The organism is Rhodopila sp., from assembly GCF_965277825.1.
Taxonomy (GTDB): Bacteria; Pseudomonadota; Alphaproteobacteria; order Acetobacterales; family Acetobacteraceae; genus Rhodopila.
The window spans coordinates 5,095,999-5,121,917 of record NZ_OZ255846.1 but is presented as its reverse complement, the minus strand read 5'-3'; the positions used below and the strand labels follow the sequence as shown (position 1 = coordinate 5,121,917).

Genomic DNA, 25,919 nt, shown 5'->3' with positions numbered 1-25,919 from the left:
CACAGATGCACGATAATCGTTGCGGCGACTGGACACTTTGCTCGATACGGCGTTCGGTCCGCTGGCGGCGGTCGGGTTCCTGTTGCTTGCGCGCCAGACACTCGCCCAGACAATCCCCTTGATCAGGTGCGTATGAGCCATCATCCCGAGATACGGGTGGCGACCGATGTTGGTGGCACCTTCACCGACATCGTCAGTTTCCGGCATGACCCGGCCACCGGTGCCCAGACCGTAAGCGTCGCAAAGGCCGACACCACGCCACCGGATTTCGAACGCGGCGTTCTCGAGGTGCTGCGTAAAAGCGGGGTGCCGCTGCGCGAGATCAGCTTCATGGCACACGGAACAACGGTGGTGATCAACGCGCTGACCGAACGGAAGGGGGCGCTGACAGGACTGATAACGACCGCCGGCTTTCGCGACGTGCTGGAGATCGCCCGCGGCAACCGCCCCGACTTCTTCAACCTTCGCTACGTCAAGCCGCCGCCTTTCGTGGCGCGTCGATTGCGGCGGGAACTGCCGGGGCGCATCAACTTCAAGGGCGAGGAACTGGATCCGCTGGATCTGTCACCGCTGCCCGGCATCCTGGAGGATTTTCGTGCTGTCGGCGTGCAGGCCGTGGCTGTCTGTTTCCTGCATGCTTATGTCAACAATTCGCATGAGGAACGGACGGTTTTGGAAATCCGCCGTTTGTGGCCGGAGGTCAGTGTTGTCGGCTCGCATCAGATAACCCGCGAGTGGCGCGAGTATGAGCGCACCAGCACAACCGTTCTGTCGGCCTATGTGCAGCCCGTGGCGCAACGCTACCTGGGTCGAATTAGTAATGAACTGACCAACGCCGGATTTGGTGGCAGTTTGTATGTCATGCAGTCCAACTGTGGCATCGAAACACTCGACACAGTCTCGGAGATTCCGATAACTATGGTCGAGTCCGGGCCGGCCAGCGGCGTCTGGGGCGCAGCCGAGTTGGGGAGGCTGATCAATGAGGCGAATGTGCTGGCGCTCGATATCGGCGGCACGACGGCCAAATGCTCCTTGATCGAGAATGGACAGGTTCGCTTGACTTCGGATTACTGGATCGAGCGCAGTCCGACCAGCGCGGGTTACCCGATCATGGTCCCCGTGGTGGATCTGATCGAGATCGGTAATGGTGGCGGTTCGATCGCCTGGAGTGACGATCTCGGCAAGCTGCATGTCGGGCCGCAAAGCGCCGGCGCCGTGCCGGGTCCGGCCGCCTACGGCCGAGGTGGCCAGGACGCCACCACAACCGACGCCAACCTGGCGCTTGGCCGGATTAATCCCGACTATTTCTGTGGCGGCGAGGTCATCGCCGATATTGCGGCGGTGAGCAGATCGTTGGATGTGCTGGCACGGCAGTTAGGCATGTCGTCGCCGGAGGTCGCGCGTGGCATCGTGCGGATTGCCAACAACAACATGGTCAATGCGCTGAAGCTGATCTCGGTGAACCGCGGCTACGATCCACGCGACTTCACCATGGTGGTGTTCGGCGGCGGCGGCGGCATGCATGGCGCGGCGCTCGCGGCGGAGCTTGGTGTGCGCAAAGTGGTGGTGCCCGCCGCGGCGGCGGTGTTTTCCGCCTGGGGCATGCTGATGTCGGACTTGCGGCGCGACTATATGGTGACCCGTCTGCTCGATTTTGAACAAGCCAGCGCGCCGATGATCGATGCGCTGATCCGTGAAGTCGTAGATCGCGCCATAGCGAAATACACCGCCGAGGGTATTGCCTCCGAACAGATCAGTTTTCTATGCTATGGCCGGATGCGATACCAGAACCAGGAACATTCGGTCGAGGTGCCGATTCCCGGCGGTGCATTCACCGCCGCCGACGTTGAGGCAGTAGGGACCGCGTTCCATGAGATCTACGAGCGGCACTACACCTACCGGCTTGATGCGCCGGTGGAGTTCGTCGGGCTGCACGTTGTCGCCTCGGCGGCGGTCGGCAAACTTGGCGTGGCGGAGCGCCCGGTGACCGGGCTTAGTCTCGCCGCCACGGTGAAGGGCCTTCGCCGTGTCGATTATGGGCTGGAAGGCATGCATGAGGCGGCGATCCACGACGGTGAGCGGCTGGAGCCAGGTATGGAATTTCGCGGTCCGGCTGTGATTGAACAGAGCGGCACGACCACCGTTGTACATCCTGGACAGCTTGTCTCGATCGACCGCTATGGGAACATCCACATCACGATCGGCGAGGAAATCTGATGGCGGACGTAATAGCGGCGGCGTTGGACCCGATCACCGTCGAGATCATTCAGAGCGCGCTGCAGGCCGTCAGCGACGAGATGTTCGTCGCCATGCGTAAGACCGCGATGAGTGCGATCATCTACGAAGTGCTTGATATGGGTACTGGTCTGACCGACGCCGAGGGCGAACTGGCCAGTTCCGGCTCCGGCATTCCGGCGTTCGTCGGCGTGCTCGACAAGGCGGTGAAGGTGGTGCGCGCGCGGCACAGCGCGCCGGGCGCGATCGAACCGGGTGACATCTTCATCACCAACGATCCGCATTATGGCGCGGTGACCCATCTGAACGATGCGGTGATCGTGATGCCGGTCTTCGCCGATGGCGAGATCGTGTCCTGGACGGCGAATATCGCGCATTGGAACGATGTCGGCGGGGCGGTGCCCGGGTCGATGTCCACCCATGCGACCGAGATCTTTCAGGAAGGATTGCGGCTGCCGGCGGTGAAGCTGTTCTCCCGCGGCGAGCCGATTGGGCCGGTGCTCGAGATCATGCGGGCTAATTCCCGTCTGCCGGATTTTCTGCATGGCGACATGTGGGCAGCGATTGCTGCGGTGCGCCTGGGTGAACGCCGCATCGGCGAGTTGGTGCAGAAGTACGGCCGGGAAAGCTACCTGGAGGCCATTCGCCGTCATCTCGATTATGGCGAACAGGTCACGCTGAAAGCGCTGCGCCGGCTGCCCAAAGGCCGTTTCGAGCTGGCCGAGGAGCAGGATGACGGCCGGATATTCAATGTTGCTGTCGAAATAACCGACGAGAAATTCACCGTCGATCTGCGTGACAATCCGGACCAGGAGAACGGACCGTCCAACATTTGCCTGGACGGCGCGACAGTCGTCGCACAAATGATCCTGAAGGGGCTGACCGAGACCGGGACCGTTTGTAATGGTGGCACATTTCGGCCGTTGCGACTGCTAACCCGGCCGGGCTCCTTGTTCGATGCCAAGCCACCCGCCGCGCTCGGTTTCTACTTCGAGACCGAGATCCGACTTTACGATCTGATCTGGCGATGCCTCGCGCCACATATGCCGGATCGGCTGCCGGCGGGCCATTTCGCCTCGATCTGCGGCACGGTGATCGGTGGCACGCACCCCGATACAGGGCGGCATTTCACCATAGTTGAGCCGGAACTGGGCGGCTGGGGCGCTTTTGACGGGCAGGACGGTGCGACGGCGACGTTCTCGGCGTTTCACGGTGAAACCTTCAACTGCCCAGCCGAAATCTCCGAGGCGCGCAATGGCTTGTTCGTGGAGAGTGTCCGGCTGAACGACGAGGGCGGGGGAGCCGGACGGTATCGCGGCGGCAGGGGCATCAAAATTGATTACCGCATTCGTTCCGACAACTGCTTTCTGACCTGCGGCTATACCCGGTCGCGAATTGCGCCGTGGGGTCTGTCCGGCGGTCAGCCCGGCACCGTGAACTACATTCAAATTCGCCGTGCTTCAGGAACGGTAGAGCGCCACGCTTTCGCCACCGGTGTTCCACTGAACCAAGGCGACGTGGTGGGTGTGGTGACCGGCAACGGCGGTGGCTTCGGCCCACCGCTGGAGCGACTGCGGCAGTCGGTGCGGGATGACCTGCGGGATGGCACCGTTACGCCTGAGGAGGCACAGGAAAGTTATGGCTACGTTCAGGAGCCACTCACCGGTTCATAAACTGGTGAGCAGCACGGTGAGGGCCGCACTTATCAGTATTTAATGGCCGGCTCAGACCGGCCTTGAAATAGAAGAGCCGGTACCCGGCGAACGCGCCGGGGCTTCGCGTGGCATGCTATCTGGCTGTGTTGGACTGCGCGGACGGCATCGGGTTGTCGGTCCCGCCACCCCCACCGCCACCACCTGCCGCGAAAGCCGGCGCCGCGCTCGCAATTGCCAGGGCTGCGGCAGCCGCAAACAGTAAATGTCTCATATCCATACTCCTTCAGTCGGAGGCCACAGAGCCGATACCGTCTCGTGCCTTGTGACCGCATATGGGCTGCCATCGCGTCGCGGTCAGCGCGCTGGAAGCATACGTGTCATTCGCAGATTCGCTGGTTGACTCATGCACGGAACGCATTCGCGACTCCGGCCGGAAAGTTGCTGGATCGGTTACGCACGCAAGACGAGCCAGCCTGAGCAATCACCAGGCGCGAGCCCCTGCCGCACCGCCGGCCGCTGTCAGTTCTCCATGACCCCCGCACTTTCGGCACGAAGTCGATCGCGCAGCGCTGCATCCGCTGCCGAAACAACCGGCACCGCGGCAAGCAGGCGGCGAGTGTAGGGCTCGCGGGGGGCGGCGAACACCTCGGCGACGGTGCCGGTTTCTACCACCCGCCCATGCTCAAGCACCGTGACCCGATCGGCGATGCTGCGCACCACCGCAAGGTCGTGGGTGATGAACAGGTAGGTCAGGCCGTGCTGCTGCTTTACCGCCTGCAGCAACTGCAGCATTCGGGCCTGCACCAGCACGTCCAGTGCCGACGTCGGCTCGTCCAGCACCAGCAACGCGGGTGCGCAGGCCAAGGCCCGGGCGATCGCCACGCGCTGCCGTTGGCCACCGGACAGGGATGCGGGCAACCGTCCTGCCAGCGACGGATCCAGGCCGACTTCCCGCAATAACCCGCCGACCCGCGTCAGGCGCTCCCGCTTGTTGCCGATGTCGTGCACATCGAGCGGCAGCCGCAAGCTTGCACCGATCGTGCGGGCACGGTTGAGCGCCGACAGCGGATTTTGCTGCACCAACTGGATCGCTCGGCGCAGCGCCAGTGGCCGGCGCGCCGGCAGCGTCTTTCCGTTGAACAGCAAGCTGCCGGTACTCGGCTGCGTCAAACCGAGCACAAGGTTGGCGAGGGTCGATTTGCCCGAGCCGGATTCGCCGACGACGGCGTGACACTCGCCGCGTTCAAGTGTGAGCGAGACCTGGCGCAACGCCTGCACCGTGGCGCGGCCGACTTGGAACACCTTGTCCAGATCCCGCACCTCCAGCAGCGGCTGATTCATACCGGGCGTCCTGACGCACGATCGACCATTGGCGCATGATCGACCATCGGGGCGTGGAAATCGGTTTCGGTGTCCTGCACGCTGGGCAGGCCTCCGGTCAGCTTTGGCACGGCGTCGAACAGTGCCCTTGTGTAGGGATGGCCGGGGGCGGCGAAGACTTGCTGCGTGGCGCCCTGCTCGACGATGCGGCCACGGTAGATCACGTAGATGCGGTCAGCGAATTCCCGCACCACACCGAGATTGTGGGAGATGAACAGAACGGCGGTGCCACTGTCGCGGATCAGTGCGTCCATTAGCGCCAGGGTTTGCGCCTGCACCGTCACGTCCAGGGCGCTGCCCGGCTCGTCGGCGACCAGCAGCGCCGGGTGGTTGGCCAGCGCCATCGCGATCATCACCCGCTGATTCATCCCGCCGGAGAGCTGGAACGGATAGGACGCGAGGACGCGTGCCGGCTGGTGGATTGAAACGCTTTCCAGGTGTCGGGTGGCGATGCGGTCAGCCTCGGCCCGACCCAGATGGGGCTGGCGGCGGCGCAACACTTCCCGGAACTGGGCCGAGATCGGAAACACCGGATTTAGCGAAGAGGTGGGGTCCTGCAGGATCATCGCGATACTTGTGCCTCGCAGCCGGGCGGGGTCGCCGATCTCGCGACCCTCGAACAAGATGGCGCCGTCCACCTGCACGCTGCGCTGGCCCTGCAGCAGACCAAGCACTAGTCGGGCGGTGACTGACTTGCCAGACCCTGATTCCCCGACCAGCGCAACCTTCTCACTGCGCCCGACGCGCAGCGAAATGCCGTGCAGCACCTGCGTCGTGCCGAAGCCGAGCCGCAGGTCGATCAGTTCCAGGACGGGCGGTGCGGGCAGTTCCGGAACAGGCGGTGTCACTGTCCGTCCTCAAGCGATTCGCGCAAGCCATCGCCGAGCAGGTTGAAGCCGAGCACCACGACCAGGATGGCGAGCGCCGGGAACACTGTCAGCCACCATGAATCAGGCAGGTAGTTGGCGCCGTCCGCCACCATCGAGCCGAGATCGGGTGTCGGCGGCTGCACGCCAAGGCCGAGGAAGCTGAGCGAGGAGGCGATCAGGATGACGAAGCCGAAATCCAGCGTCATCTTGGTCAGGATCGCCGGCAGGCAGTTCGGCAGGATCTCGCGCAGCAGGATGTGGGTCGTCGAGGCGCCGACCACCTCGGCGGCGAGCACGTAGCCCTCTGACCGTTCGGCTCGTGTCATCGCGAAGGTCAGGCGGGTGTACCAGGGCCACCACATGACGGTGACCGCGAGCATGCCGTTGACCAGTGTGGGTGCGAGGAAACCCATGATCGACATCGCCAGGACCAGCGGCGGCACCGAGAGGAACACATCGGTCAGCCGCAGCAGCGCGAATTCCACCCACCCCCCGGTATAGCCTGCCACAAGGCCAATGCCGACGCCGATCGGCACGGCGATGGCCAACACCACCACGCCCAGCAACAGCGACAGCCGGTAGGCGAACAGCAGCCGGCTGAACAGGTCGCGTCCGACGAGGTCGGTGCCGCACAGGTACGGCAGATGCGGCGGCTGGTTGGCGTTGGCGAAATCCACCACGGATCCGACATGGGACGGGAACGGCGCGATCAACCCGGCGAAGATCGCGCCCAGCGCCACCAGCAGGACAACGGCAAGGCCGGTGATTGCCGCTGGCTTGCGGCGGAAGCGGGCCCAGGTCCGTGCGGCCTGTCCCTCATTTGGCGTCAACCGCGTGGTTCCGACAGGCGAATGCGCGGGTTGAGCAGGTTTGCCAACAGATCCACGACAATGTTCATGACAATGAAGGCGGAGGCGATGATCAGCACGGTGCCGATAATCGCGTTCAGGTCCTTGCGCAGGATCACCTGGACGCCGTAGCGCGACAGGCCTGGCCAGGCAAACACGTTCTCCACCAGGAAGGCGTTGCCGAGCAGGGCGGCAATATCGAGGCCGAGGATGGTCAGGGTAGGGATCAGCGCCGGACGGAGCGCCCAGCGGGTGGCGATGCGGCGGCCGGTGAAGCCGAAGGCCAGCGCCATCTCGATGAACGGGCGGTCGTAGATCTCGATCAGGCTGGAGCGCATCATCCGCGTGGTCTGCCCGATGCCGGCCATCGCCAGGGCCGCCGCCGGCAGGATCACGTGGTACAGCGCATCGCCCAGTGTGGTCCACTCGCCCGCCAGCAGGCTGTCGAGCATGACGAAGCCGGTGAGGTCCGGTGGCGCGGGGGTGGACTGACCGAGCTGGCCGGCGATCGGGAACCAGGGCAGCCAGTAGGCGAACAGCAGCATGAAAACCACCGCCCAGACGAAGCTTGGCGCGGAGACGGCGATCACCGCCGCGCCGCGGATTGCATGGTCGATCGGGCTGCCGCGCCAGTGTGCCGCCAGCACGCCGAGCGGCATGCCGATCAGCACCATGATCAGGGCGGCGACGAAGATCAGCTCCAGCGTTGCCGGCAGGAAGGCCGCGATGTCGTCGATGACCGGGCGGTTGGTGTAGAGCGATTGGCCGAGATCGCCGTGCAGCAGGTTGCCGAGGAAGATGGCGTATTGCGCCGGCAACGGCCGGTCGAGATACAGCGCCGCCCGTAGTGCGGCGACCTGCTGTGCGCTTGCGTTGGCACCGAGCGCGATCCGCGCCGGATCACCCGGGATCACCCGGGCAATGACGAAGATCACGATGGAGACCCCGAACAGCACCAGCACCGCGGACCCCAACCGGTAGAGCAGCACGCGGAGGATCGGGTTCATGTCAATCGCTCAATGCGGCATTTGCATCAGGCGGAAGGTAAAGCCCATCGCGTCGAGGTCGAACTCGTTCTCGGCGTTCTGCAGCGCGGGGACCTGCACCGCGTCTCGGGCGGGAAAGACCGAGACCTGGTCGTAGGCGTAGATGGTTGGCGCCAGCGCGATCAGGCGTTGCCCAAGCTGCTGGTAGAGCTTGGTCCGCGCGCCGCTATCCTGCGCCGATCGCGCCTGATCGAGCAGGCTATCGACCTCCGGATCATTCAGATGCTCGGTCGACTGCCAGGTGCTCGGGACTTTGGAGTCATACATGCTGTAGATCAGCGAGTCTGGATCTGGTGTCGTTGCAGTAATGAAGATCTGGGAGATGGCGGGCGTGGTCTCGGGCTTGGAGGCGCGGTCGCTGAACAGCGACCAGGGTATCCGCGTGATCGTGCTTTTGAAGCCAAGCTGGGCGAAGTTCGACTGCATCAGCAGGGCGTAGCGCTCCTCCAGCGGCACCTCGGCGACCCAGGCGATCTCGAGCGTCTGCTGCTTCGGGTCGTACTTGCATTGCTTGAGTTCGGATTGTGCCGCCGGCAGGTCTTGGTGGATCGCCGGGGTGTCCAGCGCGCCCATCATGCCGGTCGGCAGCGGGCCGTTCGCCGATTTGCCCATGACGACCTTGGCGTTGACGCGGACCAGGTCGAGCGCGGTCTTGTAGTCGAAGGCATCCACCAGGGCACGCCGGCAGTGGACGTCATCGAGCGGCGGCTTGGTGGTATTCATCTTGATGTAGAATTCGCCGGCACCACTCGATTGCAGCGCGTGCATATCGTGGCGGGCGAGCAGGGCTGCCTTGACTTCGGGCGGCAGCCACTGGGAAGCGATGTCCTGTTGGCCGCTGGCCATCAAGGTGCGAACGGTGGGGGCGTCGAGCCCATAGGACATGCGCACTTCATCCGGTGCGGTCGGCCCGACGCCGAGGAAGTAACCGGGAAATTTTTGCATCACCGTCAGGCTTTGCGGGTCGTGCGAGACGACGCTGTAGGCGCCGCTGCCGGCATCATTGGTGGCGATCCAGTTCGCCGCCCAGGGGTCACCGGCGGTGGCGTGCGATTTCACCAGTTTGCTGTCGAGAATCGCCAGCCGGGTCAACGACGCGAGGAATGGCGCGAACGGCTGCTTGAGGGTGAAACGCACCTGGGTTGGACCAAGCACGTCGACCGACGGCACCGTTTTGGCGAACAGGTAGGAGAAGCCCTGCTGCAGGCCAATGATGCGATTGAACGAGTATTTCACGTCCTCCGCGGTCATTGCGTCGCCGTTGTGGAACTTGATTCCGGGTCGCAGATTGAAGGTGTAGTTGGTGGCGTCGCTGGTCCAACTGCTGGCCACATGCGGACCGACGCCTGCCGCGCCCTGCTTTGTCAGCACAAGCGTATCGTATAGGTTGAAGGCCAGGATGGAACCGGAATAATCCGTCTCCTTGTCCGGATCGAGCTGGGCCGGGGCTGAGTTGTCCAGACGTAGCACCGTCGCCGCTTGCACGGAGGAGGTGGCGCCGCACGCGATTGCCATCGCGAGCAGGGTTGGTTGCAAGCCTCTCATGCTGTTCTCCGCGGTGCCTGAATATTGTCCGTGGTGCTACAGCGGACGTCTGCATTGTGTTCAGCAATGCATTTGGTGAATAGGGCCGTGTCGAGAAAATATTTCAAACATTTTGTGACCGTGGCAGGTGTGTCGAGCGTGTTGGTCCATAGCGTTGACCTGGACCAGGCGGATGCCTGTAAATTTGTCATACAACGACTCGGATTATGGGCGATATACTTGTTCGTTCATATTGATTGTCCTGACGGATTGTCGGACAGCCATAAGAGATGCAACCTGCAGCGGATCTGGCAGAGAACGACTAGCAGGCTGCCTTTTGCAAGGGAACCGGGGCGGCATGGTCTTGGGTAAGCCTATTGCTCGCGGTCCGGGCAAGGACGGAGAGTGAGGTGTGGCGACGCGTATCGGGGTCGATATTGGCGGCACGTTCATCGATCTTGTTTATATCAGCAGACCGGGAGGACCGTGGACGGCAAGGCGCCCATCCATACCCCGCGCGGCGATCATGTCGCTGCCTATCATTTCGCTGCATGAGGTGAAAATAGACCGATGACCACGGACAACGAAATCTGCCGCATGGACGCAATGACACTGGCGGGGCACATCCGCGCCAAGGCGTTATCGGCGGTCGAAGTAACCGAGGCGGTGCTGCGCCGGATGGACGTGCTGGAGCCGCATCTGCACGCCTTCTGCACGCCTACTCCGGAGGTGGCGCGCGCCGCTGCCCGCGCGGTCGATAGCAAGATCAATGCTGGCGAGGATGCCGGTCCGTTGGGCGGCGTGCCGATCGGCATCAAGGATCTGGTGGCAACCAAGGACATCCCGACGGTTATGGGCTCGCCGTTGTACCATGACTTTGTGCCGGATGAGGACGATATCGTGGTCGAGCGATTGAAGGCGGCGGGCGCCGTCATTATCGGCAAGACCAACGTCCCGGAATTCGGTTACAGCGGTGTCGGGCACAATCCGGTTTTTCCTACCACGCGCAATCCGTGGAACACGGCGATGACCTCGGGCGGGTCCAGCGCAGGGTCGGGGGCATCGGTTGCAGCGGGCGTGGCACCATTTGCCATTGGCAGCGACGGCGGCGGATCGGTGCGCATCCCTTCCGCTCTGTGCGGGCTTTACGGCATCAAGGCGTCGATGGGCCGGGTGGCGCTGTATCCCGGTTGCCGCGATGAACGATATCCTGGCGTATCGAGCTGGGAGTCGTTGGAACACATTGGGCCGATGAGCCGCACCGTCGCTGACTCGGCGTTGATGCTGAGTGTGATTGCCGGACCGGACCCGCGCGACCGCTACTCGATTCCGGCGGCGGATTTTGACTACGTCGAAGCCACCAAGGGCGACATCAAAGGCTTGCGGATTGCCTACAGCGAGGACTGGGGCTTTGCGGCCGTTGACCCTGAGGTACGTCGTGTCGTGTCGGAGGCTGTCGCGGCGTTTGAAAGTGACCTGGGGTGCACGGTCGAGCGGGCCGATCCGGGCTTTGGCGACGAGTCCGCGACGTTCTGGGCGTTGGTTGCCGCGGATACCGACCTGGTGGGCATGCGACGGATGATGAAGGGCCACGAGCGGGCGATGTCGCCGCATCTGGTGGAGCTGCTACAGCGGCGTTGGACGGCGGAGGATTTTACCAGTGCTCGGATGGGCCGCCAGCGGCTATGCAACGTCATGTGGCGCTTCATGGCCAAGTATGACCTGCTGTTGACGCCGACTGTCGCAGTGCCGGCGTTCCCGGTGCACATGCAGGGACCCGAGGTCATTGACCGGCGCATGGGACGCTCGGCGGACTGGCTTTGCTTCACCTTCGCGGCCAACATGACCGGTCAGCCGGCCGCCAGCATTCCCGCCGGCTTTACCCACGATGGGCTGCCGGTCGGCTTGCAGATCATTGGCCGTCACCTCGACGACAAGAGCGTGCTGGGTGCGTCCGGCGCTTTCGAGCGTGCGCGTCCGTGGGCGGCGAAGTGGCCGGGTGTGCTGGAGCGGTTCGGGCTGTGATTGCTTGCGCGGATTATACCTTATTCCGCAGCCGGTGTCCGATCCTTACGGCAGCGCAAAAGCGGTTGGATGCGCGTGCCAAAGTCCTCCATCCCGACAATGAAGTCGTCGAAGGTCAGCATGATCCCTTTCACCCCCGGCATGGTCGCCACCTCATCCAACATCTCTGCGACGCGGGCATACGATCCCACGAGCGTACCCATGCTGAAATTAATCGGCGACGCGGAGCGCTGGATCGTGGTGGCCATCGAGGTCTCGGAGGGCGCGGTGTCCTCCGAAGCTTTGCCCAGAAGATGAGCCAGTGCGTCCTGATCCGCACCGGCGTTGTAGTTATCCCATTTCGCCATCGCCGCGGCGTCTGTTTCATCGGCGATGACCATATAGAGCATGTAACTGCCTGCATCCCGCCCGGCTTTGTCGGCGTGCGCCAGCATACGGGTCGGCACCGCGACGCCTTTGGTCGGCGTGTTCAAACCCTCGCCAAAGCAGAAATTGAAGTCGCAGTATTGCGCGGCGAATGCCATGCCGCGGTCGCTCTGGCCGGCTGCCACCAGCTTCACCGGACTGGCGGGGCGGGGGCTGAGCTTGCAGTCCTCCATCTGGAAATACTTGCCCTTGAAGTCGCTGCGTCCGGTTTCCCAAAGCTGCTTCATGACAGTGACGTATTCCGTGCTGTAATCATATCGACTGCCGAAATGCTCGTCGCCGGGCCAAAGTCCCATCTGGCTGTATTCGATCTTGTGCCAGCCGGAGACGATGTTTACCCCGAAACGGCCGCCTGATATATCGGCAATGGTCGATGCCATGCGGGCGACAATCGCCGGCGGGATCGTCAATACGGCTACGGAGGCATAGAGTCTGATCCGGTTGGTAACCGAGGCGAGCCCGGCCATCAGTGTGAAGCTCTCCAGCCCATGATCCCAAAACTCGGTCTTGCCGCCGAATCCGTGCAACTTGATCATCGAGAGGGCGAAGTCCAAGCCGTACGCTTCAGCCTTGAGCACGACCGTTTTGTTCAGTTCGAAGCTGGGCATGTACTGGGGCGACGTGGCTGAGATGATCCAGCCGTTGTTGTTGATCGGAATGAAGACGCCGATATCCATTTTGACCCTCATCGTCGCTGACGCTGCAACATAGCAAACGGCGTGCCAAGCGGTCTGCGCGGCAAAGCCCGCGCGTGCCGGCGAGACGCCGCCCGGTCGGCTGACAGGCGTCCCGTCGTGATGGTCGAAGGCGCGGCGGGTTTTTTGCGGGATCGGCCTGGAGTGTCCACCATGCAAGCCAGTCAGTCATCGACTGACGGACCCGCTCGGGGGTTGCCGCCGGATAAGCTATTGGCCTATCGCCTAGGCTTTTGCCTGTAGATTGATCATGTCATCCGGCGCGTCTGCGGCCGTGCCGACAGATACCCCGACCGCACGCTATGGCATGGTTCCTGCAGCATATCTCCAACTGATGGCAAAGATCATTATGGACAAATCGGGTGTCCGATCAGTCTCCCGTTCAAGGTGAACTGGTTCAAGACAATCTCAAGTATAGGTAATTTCGTTTGATACCAGACTAGTCGACCCTTTGCGCAGGAGAGTTTGATGAACCGGATGAAAGGCAAGAAATGCGTGGTCACCGGTGGCGCCCGCGGCATCGGCCGAGCCATCGCGCTGGCGTTCGGGCAGGAAGGCGCGGATGTAGCGATACTTGATCGCAATCAAGACCTGGCAAGAAAGACGGCCCACGATGTCATGGCCCTCGGCGTCTCCGCCTGTGCCGTTACGGTTGACGTGTCCGACGAATCCTCCGTCGCTGCCGCATTCGCCCAGGTTGCCGAACAACTCGGCAGCGTCGATGTCCTGGTCAACAACGCCGGCATCGGCGACAGCGGCCTTGTCGTCGACATGTCGGTGGACGCCTGGGACCGCATGATTGCCATCAACCTGCGCAGCGTCTTCCTTTGTACCCGTCTGGTACTTCCCGGAATGATCAGCCAGCGCTGGGGGCGCGTGATCAGCACCAGCTCCCAGCTCGCGCACAAGGGTGGCGTCGAACTCGCCCATTACTGCGCCGCGAAGGCCGGCATTCTGGGCTTCACCCGCTCCTTGGCCTACGAGGTTGCCGAGTTCGGCATCACCGTCAACGCCATCTGCCCGGGCCCGATCGACACTGACCTGTCCGCCGGGCTTTCCGAAGAGTGGCGTGCCCGCAAACGCGCCGAACTGCCGCTCGGCCGTTTCGGAAAGGTCGAGGAGATCGCCCCGACAGCCGTCCCGCTGGCCTCCGACGAGGGGTCTTACTACACCGGCGCCTCGCTCAACCCCAACGGCGGCGACGTCATGATCTAAAACTCTCCCCTGCTGACGGGCGGCTCAGGCCGCTCCAACCCAAAGGCCGTCACCATGCCCAACCAAGTTGATCGCAGAGACTTCCTTAAAGCCGCCGCCGCCATTGCCGCCACAGCCGCTTCCGGCGAAGCGCTCGCCGCCGACACTAGCAAGACACTGGTCATCGCCTCCCCCGCCACTCCGCAAGGTCTCGACGGTGACTACGACGTCAGCCTGGGCACCGTCGATTCCACCGGCGCGCTCTACGACAACCTGATTGCCTACAAGAAGATCCCTGATCCTGCCTCCCCCGATGTGATGCGTGAAGACATCGGCGTCCATCCTGACCAGCCCTATGGACTCGCCCTCGAAGGCAAGCTGGCGACGAAGTGGGAGCTGTCACCGGACGGCAAAAAGGTGACCTTCACCTTGCGCGAAGGCGTCAAAAGCACCTGGGGCAACCCTCTCACCGCTGAGGACGTGAAGTATTCGTGGGCCCGCCGCTTCAACAGCAAGGGCAACGGCACCTTCATGACACGCATGCTCGGCATCGCCGACCTCGATCAGATCACCGTCGAATCACCCCAGGTCGTCTCGTTCTATCTGCCCAAGCCGACACCGCTGATCCTGAAGCTGCATTGCAACCTGGGCTCACCGATCTACGACCAGGTCAAAATGAAGCAGGTCTCGACCACCGATGATCCGTGGGCCAACAACTTCTTGAAGAACAGCAGTGCCGGCTTCGGGCCCTACCGGATGAAGGACATCATCCGCGGCCAGCAAGCGGTGTTCCAGGCTCGTGACGACTACTACCTCGGCAAGCCCTACTTTGACACCGTGGTGATGCGCGAAGTCCCGTCCTCCGCCAGCCGCCTCTCGCTGCTGCAGGGCGGCGCGGTCGACATTGCCCAGTTCCTCGCTCCGCGCGAGTATCTCTCGCTCAAGACCTCGCCGATGGCGACATTCGACGCGGTCGCTGCGTCCTACGGATTGTGGCTGGAGCTGAACGCCAAGATCCCGCCGTTCGACAACGTCAAGGTGCGGCAGGCCATGAACTACCTGCTGCCCCGCGACGAGATCATCAAGACCGTCTACTACGACCTGGCGTCGAAACAAACTGCCTGCATCCCGCAAGGCTACCCGATGGCCGACTACAGCTTCTTCGATTACGATGAGAATCTCGACAAAGCCAAAGACTTGCTGAAACAAGCCGGTTTCGCCAACGGCTTCAAGACCACCATCAGCTACGACGCGGGCAACCCGGTGCAGGAGCCGATCGCGCTCATCTTCCAGACCTCACTCCGCCGCGTTGGCGTCGAGGCCGTCCTCGACAAGCTCCCGGCCGGGGTTTTCTACGAAAACGTTAGCCGCCGCCAGAAGCCCATCATCTTCTATTTTGACTCACCCTGGACACCGGACCCCGGTTATTCCACCGCGCTTTACTTTTCGTCAAAAAGCTTTGTCGACTACAGCAACTATTCCAATCCCGAGGTAGACAAGCTGATCCAGCAGGGCATGGAGACGCTCGACGACTCGCGCCGCAAGAGTATCTACACCCAAGTCCAGAAAATCGTGATGGACGAAGCCCCGTGGGGCTTCATGGTCTACCCGAAATACGCCATCGGCCGGAAGAAAGCGCTGAAAGGCTTCACCTACTACACCTCCAACAATCTTCGCTTTCAGGACTTCACCCGAGCCTGATCGGTTCGAACAAAGGGGCGTATGATGGGTCGTCTACAGGGAAAGAAATGCGTGGTAACCGGCGGTGGGCGGGGCATAGGCCGCGGCATCGCCCTGGTTTTTGCCAAGGAAGGCGCGGACGTCGCCGTCATCGACCGCATTACGGAAAATGCCGAACAGGTCGCGGGCGAAATCCAGGCTTTGGGCGTCAGGGGCTTCGCCCACAGCGCAGATGTTTCCAATGAAACATCTATTACCAAAGCCCTGACCGACGCCGAACAACAGCTCGGCCAGATCGACGTGCTGATGAACAACGCCGGGATCAACACCCACGTCGCACTTGTCGACATGTCGGTCGAAACCTGGGACGAGATGATCGCAGTGAACCTGCGCAGCGTCTTCCTTGGCACCCGCGTCGTGCTGCCCGGCATGATGAAACGCCGCTGGGGCCGTATCGTCAGCACCAGCTCGCAGCTTGCCCACAAGGGCGGCCGCCAGCTTACCCACTACGCCGCCGCCAAAGCTGGAGTGCTTGGTTTCACCCGATCCCTCGCCTATGAAGTTGCTGCTTACAATATCACCGTCAACGCCATCTGCCCTGGCCCGATCAACACCGCCATGTCGAAAATTGGTTCGGCGGAATGGAAAGCCCAGAAACTCCAGGAGCTGCCGCTCGGCCGTTACGGTAATGTCGAGGAAGTCGCCCCCACACTCGTCCTGATCGCCTCCGACGAAGGTTCCTATTACACTGGCGCGTCGTTCAACATGAACGGCGGCGACGTCATGATCTGACATGCCACCCTTAGCGAGCCAGCCGTCGCGCCTGCGCACCGCACTGCGCATCGCCGCCGCACGCCCCAGTTTCGCCCTCGGCTACCTGATTGTAAGCGTCGCCATCCTGGCCGGAGCACTGGCTCCGCTGATCGCCCCCTACAACCCGATCGAGGCCGATCCAGCCCAGTTCCTGCAGCCCCCCAACCACCTCCATTGGCTTGGAACCGACGCCGTCGGCATGGATATCTTCTCGCGTGTCCTGTACGGCCCACGGATCGACATCACCATCGCCGTCCTGGGCACCCTGATCTCCGCTACGGTCGGCTGTCTGCTCGGCGCCTGGGTCGGCTACTACAGCCGAGCCGGCACTATCCGCTCCAAAATCGCCTTCCTGATCATGCGCCTCGCCGACGTGCTGCAAGCCTTCCCGGTCTTCGTTTTTGCCATCGCCCTCGTCGCCAGCCTCGGCCAAAGCATCCAGACCGTTGTTTTCGCCATCGCCTTCGTCAATATCCCGATCTACCTGCGCCTGATGCGCTCCCAGGTGATGGGCATCCGCGACATGCGCTACGTCGAGGCCGCCATGGTCGCCGGCCTGTCCGACCGGCAGACCATCCTGCGCCACGTCATCCCCAACGCCATGGGACCCGCTCTCGCTCAGCTCTCGGTCAACGTCGGTTGGTCGATCCTGCTGACCGCCGGCCTCAGCTTCGTCGGCGCCGGTGTGCGCGCCCCGAGCCCGGAGTGGGGCAGCATGATCGCCACCGGCTTCCAAAACGTCGTAACCGGCGAATGGTGGCCGTCAGTCTTTCCCGGCCTGGCATTGGCCACCACCGTCTTTGGCTTCTCCCTGGTCGGCAACAGCGTCGAGGTCTTCGGCGACCCAGTCAAAGTGCGTCGGCTGATCCGTGACGTCAGCCTCTGCGACCGCGCCCGAGTGGCAACGCATGGGGACAGCGCAGGAACGGCAACGCGTGGGGACCACGCAGGAACGGCAACGCGTGGGGACCACGCAGGAACGGCAACGCGCGGGGACAGCGCAAGAATGGCAAGGAATGTCTGATGCGGATCATCTCCTTCCTGGGCCATCGCTTGCTATTCATTGTGCCGCAACTGTTCGGCATCCTTCTGGTCAGCTTCTTCCTCATCAAATCCGTCCCCGGCGACCCGGCCGTATTGATGCTCGGTCCCATGGCCTCCGCCGAATCAGTCGCCGGCCTGCGCACCAAGCTCGGTCTCGACCATTCCCTGCCTATCCAGTTCGTCCACTTCCTGAACGACCTGATCCACGGCGACCTCGGCACCTCCTGGCAGACCACGCGGCCGGTTCTCGATGACCTGCTGCAGCGCTTCCCAGCGACCCTCGAACTGGTCACCCTGGGCCTGCTGGGAGCCATCCTGATCGGCATACCGCTCGGCATCGCCTCATCATTCAATGAAAAAGGCATCGTGGCCCGAGCCGCCGGACTGTATGGCCTCACCGCTGGCTCGCTGCCCGACTTCTGGCTGGCGCTCGTGCTGATCTTCCTGTTCTACACCGTCCTCCAGGTCGTCCCCGCCCCACTCGGCCGCATCGACTTCGCCATCCTGCCGCCACCCACCGTCACTGGCTTTCTGCTGGTCGACAGCCTGCTGGCCGGCAACTGGGACGCCTTCTGGTCCGCGCTCAGTCACCTGTGCCTGCCCGTCCTGACCCTCAGTCTGATCAACGCCGGACCGATCCTGAAAATGACCCAGTCCACCATGGACCGGATGCTGCAATCCGATTTCAGCCGTTACGAGGTGCTGTCCGGCCTGCCCCACGGCATGGTGGTGCGCCACGCCTTACGCAACGCCCTGCCCTCCGTCGTCACCATCATCAGCGTCCTCTACGGTTATCTGCTCGGGGGCGCGGTATTGGTGGAAATCGTCTTCAGTTGGGGGGGCGCCGGCCAATACGCCGTGCAGGGCGTGCTGAATTCCGACATCTACCCAGTCCTGGGCTTCGTCCTGTTCTCCGCGATCTTCTCCCTGGTCGTCTACCTCGTGGTCGACCTGATCTACGTCGCCATCGATCCCAGAATCGGACGCTGACATGCTGGAACTAAGCGACCACTTCCAGACCGAAGCGCCTACCACCAAAGCCCCGCCCACCTTCGACGTCACCCGCCTGACGGTCGAATTTCCCGCCATAACCGGCACCCCCAGAGTCGCAATCAGGAACCTCGATCTGCGCATCGAACGCGGCGAGATCTTCGGCCTGGTCGGCGAATCCGGCGCCGGCAAGACCACCCTCGCCCGCAGCCTGCTGCGCCTCCCGCCCGAACCCGGCCGCATCGCCTCAGGAGAACTGGTCTTCGAAGGTAAGAACCTGATGCCCCTGCCGGAGGTCGAGATGCAGCGCATGCGCGGCCGCGACATCTCTATGATCGTGCCCAACCCGCGCAGCGAATTGAACCCGCTGCTCACGGTCGGCGAGCAAATCGCCAATGTTGCCCGTGTCCACCTGAAAGTTCCTAAGCGGGACGCACACCGCCTCGCTCTCGACATCCTCCGCGCCGTGCAGATCCCCGATCCTGGGCGCCGGATGCAAGCCTTTCCGCATGAAATGAGCGGCGGCATGGCCCAGCGCATCGTCATCGCCATTGCCCTGATCTGCTCGCCAAAATTCATCGTCTCAGACGACGCCACCAGCGGCCTCGACGTCACCGTGCAGGCACAGATCCTGCAGTTGCTCCGCCGCCTCGCCCAGGATCGCGGCAGCTCCATGCTGTTCATCACGCGCGACATCGGCATCACCGCGCATTTCTGCGACCGCGTCGCCGTGATCTACAACGGCGAGATCATGGAACTTGCAGCCCGCGAGGACTTCTTCTTCCGCCCCGCCCATCCTTACACGATCATGCTGATGGCTGCGTTCTCCTATAATCAGCGCTTGCGCCAGATGTGGGCCCGCCCCGAACCCCTGCCGGGAGCAACCAGCGAACCAACCGCCTGCCCCTACGTAGCCCGCTGCCCCCTGGCCCAGCCACGCTGCCGCAGCGACCGCCCCGCCCTGCACGAACTCGCTTCCGGTCACTTCGTTCGCTGCCATTTCCCGGTGTCACGCTGATGCCGCTGCTCGAGGTCAGCCAGCTCGTCAAACACTTTCCGATCGCCGGCTCGCGCAATGTCGTCCAGGCGGTCAACGGCATCTCTTTCACCCTGGAGCCCGGCGAGACTCTTGGCATCGTCGGCGAAAGCGGTTCCGGCAAGACGACCGTCGGGCGATCCATTCTTGGCCTGACGGACATCTCCAGCGGCCGCATCAGCTTCAACGGCACCGACCTGCTGACCACGCGGCGAAAAAACTCGGCCTCATTGCGCGGTCAGATCCAGATCGTGTTCCAGGAACCCGCCGACGCATTGGACCCCAGAATGCGCATCGGCGCCTGCATCGCCGAACCGCTGACCGCACTCGGCGTGTCATCCAAGAAAAGATCCGAACGCGTGTTGGAGGCACTGGAGCTCGTCGGACTCGCCCGCCGCACCCTGCAGCTTTACCCCGCCGAACTCAGCGGCGGCCAGCAGCAACGCGTCGGCATTGCCCGCGCCATGATCACCCGTCCTAAGCTGGTGGTGCTCGACGAACCCACCTCCGCCCTCGATCCCACCGCCCGCGCCGAAATCATCGAACTCCTGGTCGGCATCCAGAAAAAGCTCGGCACCGCCTATCTGTTCATCTCGCACGACCTCAGCACCGTGCGCTTCGTCAGCCACCGCATCGCCGTCATGTATCTCGGCATGATCGTCGAGCAAGGCGAGGCCGCCAGCCTGTTCGCCCAGCCACGTCACCCCTACAGCGTCGGACTGCTGTCGTCCGTCTTGTTGCCCAATCCCGACCTGCAGCAACACTTCGATGTCAGCCTGTCCGGCGAAATCCCGAGCCCGATCAACCTGCCGACCGGATGCTTCCTGGCGTCCCGCTGCCCGTTCGTGATCGGCGCCTGCCAAACGGCGATCCCGCCTTCAGTCGATCTGGGTAACAACCACCGCGTGCATTGCATCCGCCACGAGGAGCTGAAGGCGATGCGCCGACCCTCCGACATGTTCGACCGGTTTCAGGCGGAATCCGAACGCATCCTCAGCGTGGGCGCCCCGACGCCTTCCTGACGCTTGCGAACCCCCTAGGTCAACCTGCCACCTCATCAACCGCTGTTCTGGGCAACGACGCCACCTAAGAGGTAAACTTACGGACGGCCAGATCATCGACCTGTCCGAGAAGGAGCCATTATGAAATCCGAGTCACCACGTATACGCACCGGAGTAACTCAGCTTGGCTATCTGGGTATCGGCGTCTCCGACTTGCTCGGCTGGCGTGACTTTGCCACGTCAGCTCTCGGCTTACAGGAAAACGGCGCCGGCCCTCGCGGTGAAATTTATTTCCGAATCGACGATCACCACCAACGATTTGCTCTTTTCCCGACCGGTGAAGACGACCTGCTGCACACTGGGTGGGAAGCCAAGGACGCGCATGCGATGCACGATATCGCGTCTCAGGTGCGCGCGATGGGCGTCGAGGTGACCGAAGCGACGCGCGAGGATGCCGCCGCGAGAATGGCCCTCGGCCTTATCCGCTTCAAGGATCCCGATGGCCTCACAGTCGAAGTCTTCCACGGGCCGTTACTCGACCGGACACCGCTCCTGTCGCCGCGCGGCATCGGCCGTTTCAAGGCGCAGGAGCTCGGCCTCGGCCATATCGTGCTGAAGGCTGACGACACCGACAAGACATTGCGCTTCTACATGCTTGGTCTCGGTGTAAAGCTGACCGACTACATCCATGTCGAGCGCGGTGGCAAGACGGTGGCACTGACATTCACCCATGTGAATCCCAGGCACCATTCGATGGCATTGGTGCCAGGGCTCGCCTCAGGGGTAAAGCGGCTGCAGCACTTCATGGTGGAAGTCGAGTCGCTGGACGATGTTGGGGCAGCGATGGACATCATGCAGCAACGCGGTATCGAAACAGGCCGTCTAGGCCGCCATACCAACGATCTGATGATTTCATTCTACGTGGTGTCGCCGTCCGGCTTCAATATTGAATACGGGTGGGGCGGGCGTACTATCGACGACGAGAGTAAATGGACCGTGCAAGATTATCGCGCCACCAGCATATGGGGCCACGGTCCTCGCGGTTAGACCTTCTCGAACGGGCGAAACCATGGCTCCGAGATCTTGGCAATCGTAAACTGGTTGTGTTGACAATGCCACCCCGCGAGCGAGGATGCAGCGATGGGGACCACTCAAAAATACGCCGTCATCGACCCGGCCACTGGTAAAATCGACCGCGGCATCTTCAGCGACCAGGCGATCTACGATGAGGAAATGGAGAAGATTTTCGGGCGCGCCTGGCTGATGATCGGACACGAGAGCCTGGTGCCTGAGGTCGATGACTATTTCCACACCTACATGGGTGAAGACCCGGTCATCCTGACCCGCGATGGCCAGGGAAAGTTGCACGCGCTGTTGAACATGTGCCGGCACCGCGGCAACCGCGTCGCGCGGTGCGACGATGGCAATGCCAAACGCTTCATGTGCGCCTATCATGGCTGGACCTATCGTAACGACGGCACCCTGGAACACGTCCCGGGCGAGTCGGAGGCCTACTATAACGAACTCGACCTTCGATCCCTGGGTCTCATCGAGGCGCGCCTCGAGACTTACGCGGGAATCATCTTCGCGACCTGGGCCAAGGACGCACCGAGCCTGGAGGCGTATCTGGGCGACGCGCGGTGGTATCTTGATACCGTTTTCAATCGGCGGGACGGCGGCATGCAGGCCCTGGGCCCGACAAAATGGCTGGAGCCCGCCAACTGGAAGACAATGGTGGACAACTGCTCGGACAACTATCACGTCCCCACCAGTCATCTCTCCAGCGCCGCGGTGCAGAGCCGTTTCCTGGGCAGGCCTCGGCTGTCGCATGCGGATCAGTTCGAGAGCCCCAACAAGCATGTTTTTGTCAACGGGCACGCGCTCACGTTCCGGGATGGTAACGACAACATGCCGCGATACCTGCACGGCGTGTCGACCGAGACGATGCGACTGTTTGAGGATTACCATACCTCGACGATGGTCGAGGTCGAGCGGCGGCTCGGCCCGCTGCGTGCCCGCGGGGTACAGCTTGGCAATCATTCCATCTTCCCAAACGGGGTCCTCGGGTTCCGGCTGGCCTTGCCGCGCGGTCCGCTGAAGACCGAGTTCTGGCACTTCGTACTGCTGGACCGGGATGCGCCCGAGGAACTGAAACGCGTGATCCGGATCGGCAGCCAGGCTAATAATGGCGCCGCGGGAATGTTCGAGCAGGACGACGTCGACAATTGGCGTCAGGTGACCGAGTCGAGCACCAGCCGCATGTCCCGTCATCTTCCCCAGGACCTGTCGATGGGCGTGGGGCACGAGGCGCAGCATCCGGACTATCCGGGACTGATCTCCGAACGATACATTTCGGAGAACAACCAGCGCCTGTTCTATATGCGCTGGCAGCAGTTCATGAACGCGCAAAGCTGGGCCGACATCCCGCTGGAACCAATCCGGGCGCGGTTCGACGGCACCGCAACGATGCAGGGTTAGCGCAGTGACGACAGAACAAGCGAGGGCGGGCGGTGCAGGGGGCATCATGCCACAACAGCTACTGTGGCTGGAGCTGATGCCGTTCTACATCCGGGAGGCTTGGTTGCTGGACGAACGCAAGTTCCGAGAGTGGCTGGATATCTTCACCGACGACGTGTTGTACTTCATGCCCCGGCGCAAGAACGTTCCGCGGCGAGAGTTGCAGCGAGAGCTGACGTCACTCGGCGACCTGGCAATTTTGGAGGAGGACAAGCGCTACCTGGAGATGCGGGTGACCCGGCTCGACACCGGGATGGCATGGGCGGAGGAACCGCCGTCGCGCACCCGTCACCTGGTCGGCAACCTGGAGGCGGACAAGCTGGACAACGGTGAGGTGCAGGCAAGGACGGCCTTCATGGTTTACCGCTCCCATCTGGAGACGGATTCTCAGTTGTTGTCCGGATGCAGGGAGGATGTGCTGCGGAAGGTCGATGGGGTATGGAAAGTCGCTAGGCGCATGATTGTGCTCGATGCGAACGTGCTGCTGGACAAGAACCTCAGCGTTTTCCTGTAGCCTGCACGCTCCCGGCCGCGGCGATGTAACCGGCTAGCCAGGCTGCGTCGTGCCCGACTCCACTAATGAACGACGACGTCCTTTTGGACAGCCATGGCAGTCCCAGAAAATACAGCCCACGTACCTCCGTCACCCCCCGGCGATGGATCGCCGCGCCGCGTTCATCGAACACCGGGACCCGCAGCCAGTCGAAATCTAGCGTATAACCCGTCGCCCATATAATTGAACCAATCCCCTCGTCGCGCAGCTGCAACTCCCGGATTGGATCAACTACGCACGTCGGATCCGGTGCGATGACTCGCGCCTCGGGTTCTTCTGGAAGCTCAAGACCCTGTTCAGCCGCGAACGCATCTGCCTGGTTCAAGAAGGCGAGGCACGACGCGTCGCCCGCCACCAGGCTTCCCGCCAGATCAGCGGCGAAAGACATCACCCCATCGCGAAACCCTTCCGCCCGCCCGACCAGCACCACCCCGCGCGCGGCCAGCGCTCGATAATCGACGGAAACGCCGCCATAGGCGCCACTGAACGCGAGCGGGACGTGCATTGGCGCTAGCTCGCCGACGGGCAGGTGCCACAACCCCTGCTGGTGCATCCACCAGACGAAGTCACGCCCCCGGTAGCGTCTGGGTGGCCGGACATGCCGACCGACGGACAGATAAACCTGGCGTCCCGCCCGCAACAGTTCTTCGGCGATCTGCGCGCCCGAGGAGCCGGTCCCGACCACCAGCACCGCGCCGTCGGGAAGCTGGCCTGGATTGCGGTATCCGCTCGCGTGCAACTGGATCATTCCCGCGTCCGGCGGCACGATGGCGGGGACCACGGCGCGTTGAAACGGCCCGGTCGCGACGACCACGCTGGCTGCGTCGATCGGCCCATGTGAGGTTTCCGCGCAGAAACCGCCGCCGTTTTCGCGCTGGACTAGGGTCCTCACCTCCACGCCGCATCGCACCGGCGCTTTGATCGCTGCGGCGTAGGCAATAAAATAATCCACGATCTGGTCGCGGGTCGCGAAAGCGTCGGGCTGGACCCCAGGGATCGGGTGGCCCGGCATGCTGTCACTCCAGGCCGGTCCGTTCGCGTGCAATCCGTCCCACCGCTCCGTCCGCCAGCGCTCGACAATTCGGTGGCGTTCCAAAACGACGTGCGGCAGGCCTCGCCTTGTCAGTTGCTCGCTCATTGCCAGCCCGGCCTGACCCCCGCCAACAATCAAGGTATTGACTTGCTCAATCGACACGGTCGGCTGCCCTTCCCGACTTTGCTATCATCGTTCTCCTGTAGTTACGACCCGAAGTGGTGCACAGGGTTGGGACGCTTTCGGGCACGATCGTTTTCAGTAGCCCCGCAAAAAGGTCAGGACATGAGCCGTCCACTCCGCCGGCTTCTCGAACGGCGCCCAGTGCCCACAGTTGTTCAGCAGAACGACCCGGGAGTCGGCAACATGGTTCAGAATCGCGATGCTTATCTCGAACGCAACCATCCTGTCGTATCGCCCATGAATCAGAAGTACCGGCGCCTGAATGCCGGCAAGCTCGGGTGTGTAGTCGTGCGGCACGCTGACCGACTTGCTCCGGGCCGCCATCAACTCGGGCGACCACGTGTATGCATGGTGGATGTAGTCCACAAGCTCATCGGTCACCAGGTTCTCATCGTCGATATGGACGCGCAGATAACGCCGGATGTTCTCGCGGCTTGGGTCATCGATCGCATCGCGGGTGGCCCGGCTGCCCTCCGACGGGCGATTGGCCATCAGGTAGCGATCACCGCCGGTGCCGATATGTGAACCGCCCATGACGAACTTCTCGACCCGTTCGGCGTGGTTGATGGCCGCCACCATCGCCGACTGCCCGCCTTGCGAGTTGCCAACCCATTTCGCCCGTTCGATGCCGAGCGCGTCCAGTAAGGCGACTGCGGTCCGAGCCTGCAGCGCGTGCACGCCCTCCTGGTAGACAATAGGGCCTGTCTTACTGAAATTCGGCATGTCCATGAGGATGCAACGAAAATGCTGCGAAAGCACACCGACCGCCTTGTAGAACGTGATCCACGCTGTGGTGCCGGGACCGTAAGAGTGCAGGAACAGCACCGGCTGCCCCGAACCGACATCGTGATAGTGCACCGTCATGCCACCGGCCGCGATGGTCTTGCTGGTGTCCGCCTCGGTAAGGCCATTCGATGCGATGAACGGCATGTCTTGCTCCTATGACCTGACCAATAACCTTTCTACAACAAACCAGATGGCCCGGTGTGTCACCAATTGAGCGGTTCCAGCTGGGCGGCGAGGGCGCCCCCGGCAAATGGTCCGACGCCGGCACTGGCGACAATGGTCCTGCTCGACGTATGTGACCAAGGCCGAACCGGTCTCCCTGATCAGGCAACGGTGATCATGCCGGGTTCTGTTTGGGAGGTGTTTGGGTCTTTGGGACGCTGCGG

21 protein-coding genes are annotated in these 25,919 nt (G+C 62.7%); 13 read left to right on the top strand and 8 right to left on the bottom strand.

Features of this window, described 5'->3' with window-relative positions; translation table 11 throughout:
- Positions 1–132 precede the first annotated feature (132 nt).
- Positions 133–2,217: a hydantoinase/oxoprolinase family protein gene (locus tag ACQY4T_RS24650; RefSeq protein ID WP_428536050.1), complete on the top strand. Its 2,085-nt coding sequence runs from the start codon at positions 133–135 to the stop codon at positions 2,215–2,217.
- The gene (locus ACQY4T_RS24645; protein WP_428536048.1) at positions 2,217–3,908 is read left to right on the top strand and encodes a hydantoinase B/oxoprolinase family protein; all 1,692 of its coding nucleotides are present in this window, start codon (positions 2,217–2,219) and stop codon (positions 3,906–3,908) included. Before ACQY4T_RS24650 ends, ACQY4T_RS24645 begins: the two co-directional genes overlap by 1 nt.
- A gap of 501 nt (positions 3,909–4,409) precedes the next feature.
- On the opposite strand, the gene ACQY4T_RS24640 is transcribed toward ACQY4T_RS24645, so the two are convergent.
- The 5 genes from ACQY4T_RS24640 to ACQY4T_RS24620 are packed head-to-tail and all read right to left on the bottom strand — an operon-like array spanning position 4,410 to position 9,578.
- On the bottom strand, positions 4,410–5,231 hold the full coding sequence (locus ACQY4T_RS24640; RefSeq protein ID WP_428536046.1) for an ABC transporter ATP-binding protein: 822 nt from the start codon (positions 5,229–5,231) through the stop codon (positions 4,410–4,412).
- Entirely contained in the window at positions 5,228–6,118 is an 891-nt protein-coding gene (locus tag ACQY4T_RS24635) for an ABC transporter ATP-binding protein (protein WP_428536044.1), read from the bottom strand. The genes ACQY4T_RS24640 and ACQY4T_RS24635 overlap by 4 nt, the downstream gene beginning before the upstream one ends.
- Complete coding sequence (locus ACQY4T_RS24630; RefSeq protein WP_428536042.1) at positions 6,115–6,969, bottom strand: ABC transporter permease; 855 nt, start codon at positions 6,967–6,969, stop codon at positions 6,115–6,117. The genes ACQY4T_RS24635 and ACQY4T_RS24630 overlap by 4 nt, the downstream gene beginning before the upstream one ends.
- A complete protein-coding gene (locus tag ACQY4T_RS24625; RefSeq protein ID WP_428536040.1) occupies positions 6,966–7,994 on the bottom strand; it encodes an ABC transporter permease in 1,029 nt (342 codons plus the stop codon). Before ACQY4T_RS24625 ends, ACQY4T_RS24630 begins: the two co-directional genes overlap by 4 nt.
- Positions 7,995–8,003: 9 nt before the next feature.
- Positions 8,004–9,578, bottom strand: coding sequence for an ABC transporter substrate-binding protein (locus tag ACQY4T_RS24620; RefSeq protein ID WP_428536038.1), 1,575 nt, complete (start codon positions 9,576–9,578; stop codon positions 8,004–8,006).
- A 549-nt stretch (positions 9,579–10,127) separates the two neighbouring features.
- On the opposite strand from ACQY4T_RS24620, the gene ACQY4T_RS24615 reads away from it, so the two are divergent.
- Positions 10,128–11,582 (top strand): amidase, encoded by a 1,455-nt coding sequence (locus tag ACQY4T_RS24615; protein ID WP_428536036.1) that lies wholly within the window; start codon positions 10,128–10,130, stop codon positions 11,580–11,582.
- Between the two features lie 20 nt (positions 11,583–11,602).
- Here the strand turns inward: ACQY4T_RS24615 and rutA are convergent, their stop codons facing one another.
- On the bottom strand, positions 11,603–12,685 hold the full coding sequence (gene rutA / locus ACQY4T_RS24610; RefSeq protein WP_428536034.1) for a pyrimidine utilization protein A: 1,083 nt from the start codon (positions 12,683–12,685) through the stop codon (positions 11,603–11,605).
- Between the two features lie 486 nt (positions 12,686–13,171).
- Here rutA and ACQY4T_RS24605 point away from each other — a divergent pair, with 486 nt between their 5' ends.
- From ACQY4T_RS24605 to ACQY4T_RS24560, 10 genes are all read left to right on the top strand, one after another.
- A complete protein-coding gene (locus ACQY4T_RS24605) occupies positions 13,172–13,918 on the top strand; it encodes an SDR family NAD(P)-dependent oxidoreductase (RefSeq protein ID WP_428536032.1) in 747 nt (248 codons plus the stop codon).
- Between the two features lie 54 nt (positions 13,919–13,972).
- Positions 13,973–15,598 (top strand): ABC transporter substrate-binding protein, encoded by a 1,626-nt coding sequence (locus tag ACQY4T_RS24600; RefSeq protein ID WP_428536030.1) that lies wholly within the window; start codon positions 13,973–13,975, stop codon positions 15,596–15,598.
- 51 nt (positions 15,599–15,649) lie between these two features.
- Positions 15,650–16,369: an SDR family NAD(P)-dependent oxidoreductase gene (locus tag ACQY4T_RS24595; RefSeq protein WP_428536028.1), complete on the top strand. Its 720-nt coding sequence runs from the start codon at positions 15,650–15,652 to the stop codon at positions 16,367–16,369.
- A gap of 1 nt (position 16,370) precedes the next feature.
- Complete coding sequence (locus tag ACQY4T_RS24590) at positions 16,371–17,414, top strand: ABC transporter permease (protein ID WP_428536026.1); 1,044 nt, start codon at positions 16,371–16,373, stop codon at positions 17,412–17,414.
- Positions 17,414–18,424 carry an ABC transporter permease gene (locus ACQY4T_RS24585; protein ID WP_428536024.1) on the top strand — a complete coding sequence of 337 codons (1,011 nt, stop codon included), beginning with the start codon at positions 17,414–17,416 and terminating at the stop codon, positions 18,422–18,424. The genes ACQY4T_RS24590 and ACQY4T_RS24585 overlap by 1 nt, the downstream gene beginning before the upstream one ends.
- Position 18,425: 1 nt before the next feature.
- Complete coding sequence (locus ACQY4T_RS24580; protein ID WP_428536022.1) at positions 18,426–19,442, top strand: ABC transporter ATP-binding protein; 1,017 nt, start codon at positions 18,426–18,428, stop codon at positions 19,440–19,442.
- A complete protein-coding gene (locus tag ACQY4T_RS24575; protein WP_428536020.1) occupies positions 19,442–20,482 on the top strand; it encodes an ABC transporter ATP-binding protein in 1,041 nt (346 codons plus the stop codon). The genes ACQY4T_RS24580 and ACQY4T_RS24575 overlap by 1 nt, the downstream gene beginning before the upstream one ends.
- 120 nt (positions 20,483–20,602) lie before the next feature.
- Positions 20,603–21,508, top strand: a complete 906-nt coding sequence (locus tag ACQY4T_RS24570; RefSeq protein WP_428536018.1) for a VOC family protein — start codon at positions 20,603–20,605, stop codon at positions 21,506–21,508.
- 93 nt (positions 21,509–21,601) lie between these two features.
- On the top strand, positions 21,602–22,939 hold the full coding sequence (locus ACQY4T_RS24565; RefSeq protein ID WP_428536016.1) for an aromatic ring-hydroxylating oxygenase subunit alpha: 1,338 nt from the start codon (positions 21,602–21,604) through the stop codon (positions 22,937–22,939).
- A 46-nt stretch (positions 22,940–22,985) separates the two neighbouring features.
- Complete coding sequence (locus tag ACQY4T_RS24560; protein WP_428536014.1) at positions 22,986–23,492, top strand: aromatic-ring-hydroxylating dioxygenase subunit beta; 507 nt, start codon at positions 22,986–22,988, stop codon at positions 23,490–23,492.
- Here the strand turns inward: ACQY4T_RS24560 and ACQY4T_RS24555 are convergent.
- The gene (locus tag ACQY4T_RS24555) at positions 23,476–24,726 is read right to left on the bottom strand and encodes a flavin-containing monooxygenase (protein ID WP_428536012.1); all 1,251 of its coding nucleotides are present in this window, start codon (positions 24,724–24,726) and stop codon (positions 23,476–23,478) included. The genes ACQY4T_RS24560 and ACQY4T_RS24555 overlap by 17 nt on opposite strands.
- A 96-nt stretch (positions 24,727–24,822) precedes the next feature.
- Positions 24,823–25,677, bottom strand: coding sequence for an alpha/beta fold hydrolase (locus ACQY4T_RS24550; RefSeq protein ID WP_428536010.1), 855 nt, complete (start codon positions 25,675–25,677; stop codon positions 24,823–24,825).
- Between the last annotated feature and the right edge of the window lie 242 nt (positions 25,678–25,919).

Excerpts from the sequence above, each read along its gene's own strand:
- ACQY4T_RS24600 (WP_428536030.1), top strand. The coding sequence starts at position 13,973 with ATGCCCAACCAAGTTGATCGCAGAGACTTCCTTAAAGCCGCCGCCGCC.
- rutA (WP_428536034.1), bottom strand. The coding sequence starts at position 12,685 with ATGGATATCGGCGTCTTCATTCCGATCAACAACAACGGCTGGATCATC.
- ACQY4T_RS24640 (WP_428536046.1), bottom strand. The coding sequence starts at position 5,231 with ATGAATCAGCCGCTGCTGGAGGTGCGGGATCTGGACAAGGTGTTCCAA.
- ACQY4T_RS24560 (WP_428536014.1), top strand. The coding sequence starts at position 22,986 with ATGCCACAACAGCTACTGTGGCTGGAGCTGATGCCGTTCTACATCCGG.
- ACQY4T_RS24645 (WP_428536048.1), top strand. The coding sequence starts at position 2,217 with ATGGCGGACGTAATAGCGGCGGCGTTGGACCCGATCACCGTCGAGATC.
- ACQY4T_RS24580 (WP_428536022.1), top strand. The coding sequence starts at position 18,426 with ATGCTGGAACTAAGCGACCACTTCCAGACCGAAGCGCCTACCACCAAA.
- ACQY4T_RS24550 (WP_428536010.1), bottom strand. The coding sequence starts at position 25,677 with ATGCCGTTCATCGCATCGAATGGCCTTACCGAGGCGGACACCAGCAAG.
- ACQY4T_RS24575 (WP_428536020.1), top strand. The coding sequence starts at position 19,442 with ATGCCGCTGCTCGAGGTCAGCCAGCTCGTCAAACACTTTCCGATCGCC.
- ACQY4T_RS24590 (WP_428536026.1), top strand. The coding sequence starts at position 16,371 with ATGCCACCCTTAGCGAGCCAGCCGTCGCGCCTGCGCACCGCACTGCGC.
- ACQY4T_RS24650 (WP_428536050.1), top strand. The coding sequence starts at position 133 with ATGAGCCATCATCCCGAGATACGGGTGGCGACCGATGTTGGTGGCACC.
- ACQY4T_RS24620 (WP_428536038.1), bottom strand. The coding sequence starts at position 9,578 with ATGAGAGGCTTGCAACCAACCCTGCTCGCGATGGCAATCGCGTGCGGC.
- ACQY4T_RS24565 (WP_428536016.1), top strand. The coding sequence starts at position 21,602 with ATGGGGACCACTCAAAAATACGCCGTCATCGACCCGGCCACTGGTAAA.
- ACQY4T_RS24625 (WP_428536040.1), bottom strand. The coding sequence starts at position 7,994 with ATGAACCCGATCCTCCGCGTGCTGCTCTACCGGTTGGGGTCCGCGGTG.
- ACQY4T_RS24570 (WP_428536018.1), top strand. The coding sequence starts at position 20,603 with ATGAAATCCGAGTCACCACGTATACGCACCGGAGTAACTCAGCTTGGC.
- ACQY4T_RS24615 (WP_428536036.1), top strand. The coding sequence starts at position 10,128 with ATGACCACGGACAACGAAATCTGCCGCATGGACGCAATGACACTGGCG.
- ACQY4T_RS24605 (WP_428536032.1), top strand. The coding sequence starts at position 13,172 with ATGAACCGGATGAAAGGCAAGAAATGCGTGGTCACCGGTGGCGCCCGC.
- ACQY4T_RS24585 (WP_428536024.1), top strand. The coding sequence starts at position 17,414 with ATGCGGATCATCTCCTTCCTGGGCCATCGCTTGCTATTCATTGTGCCG.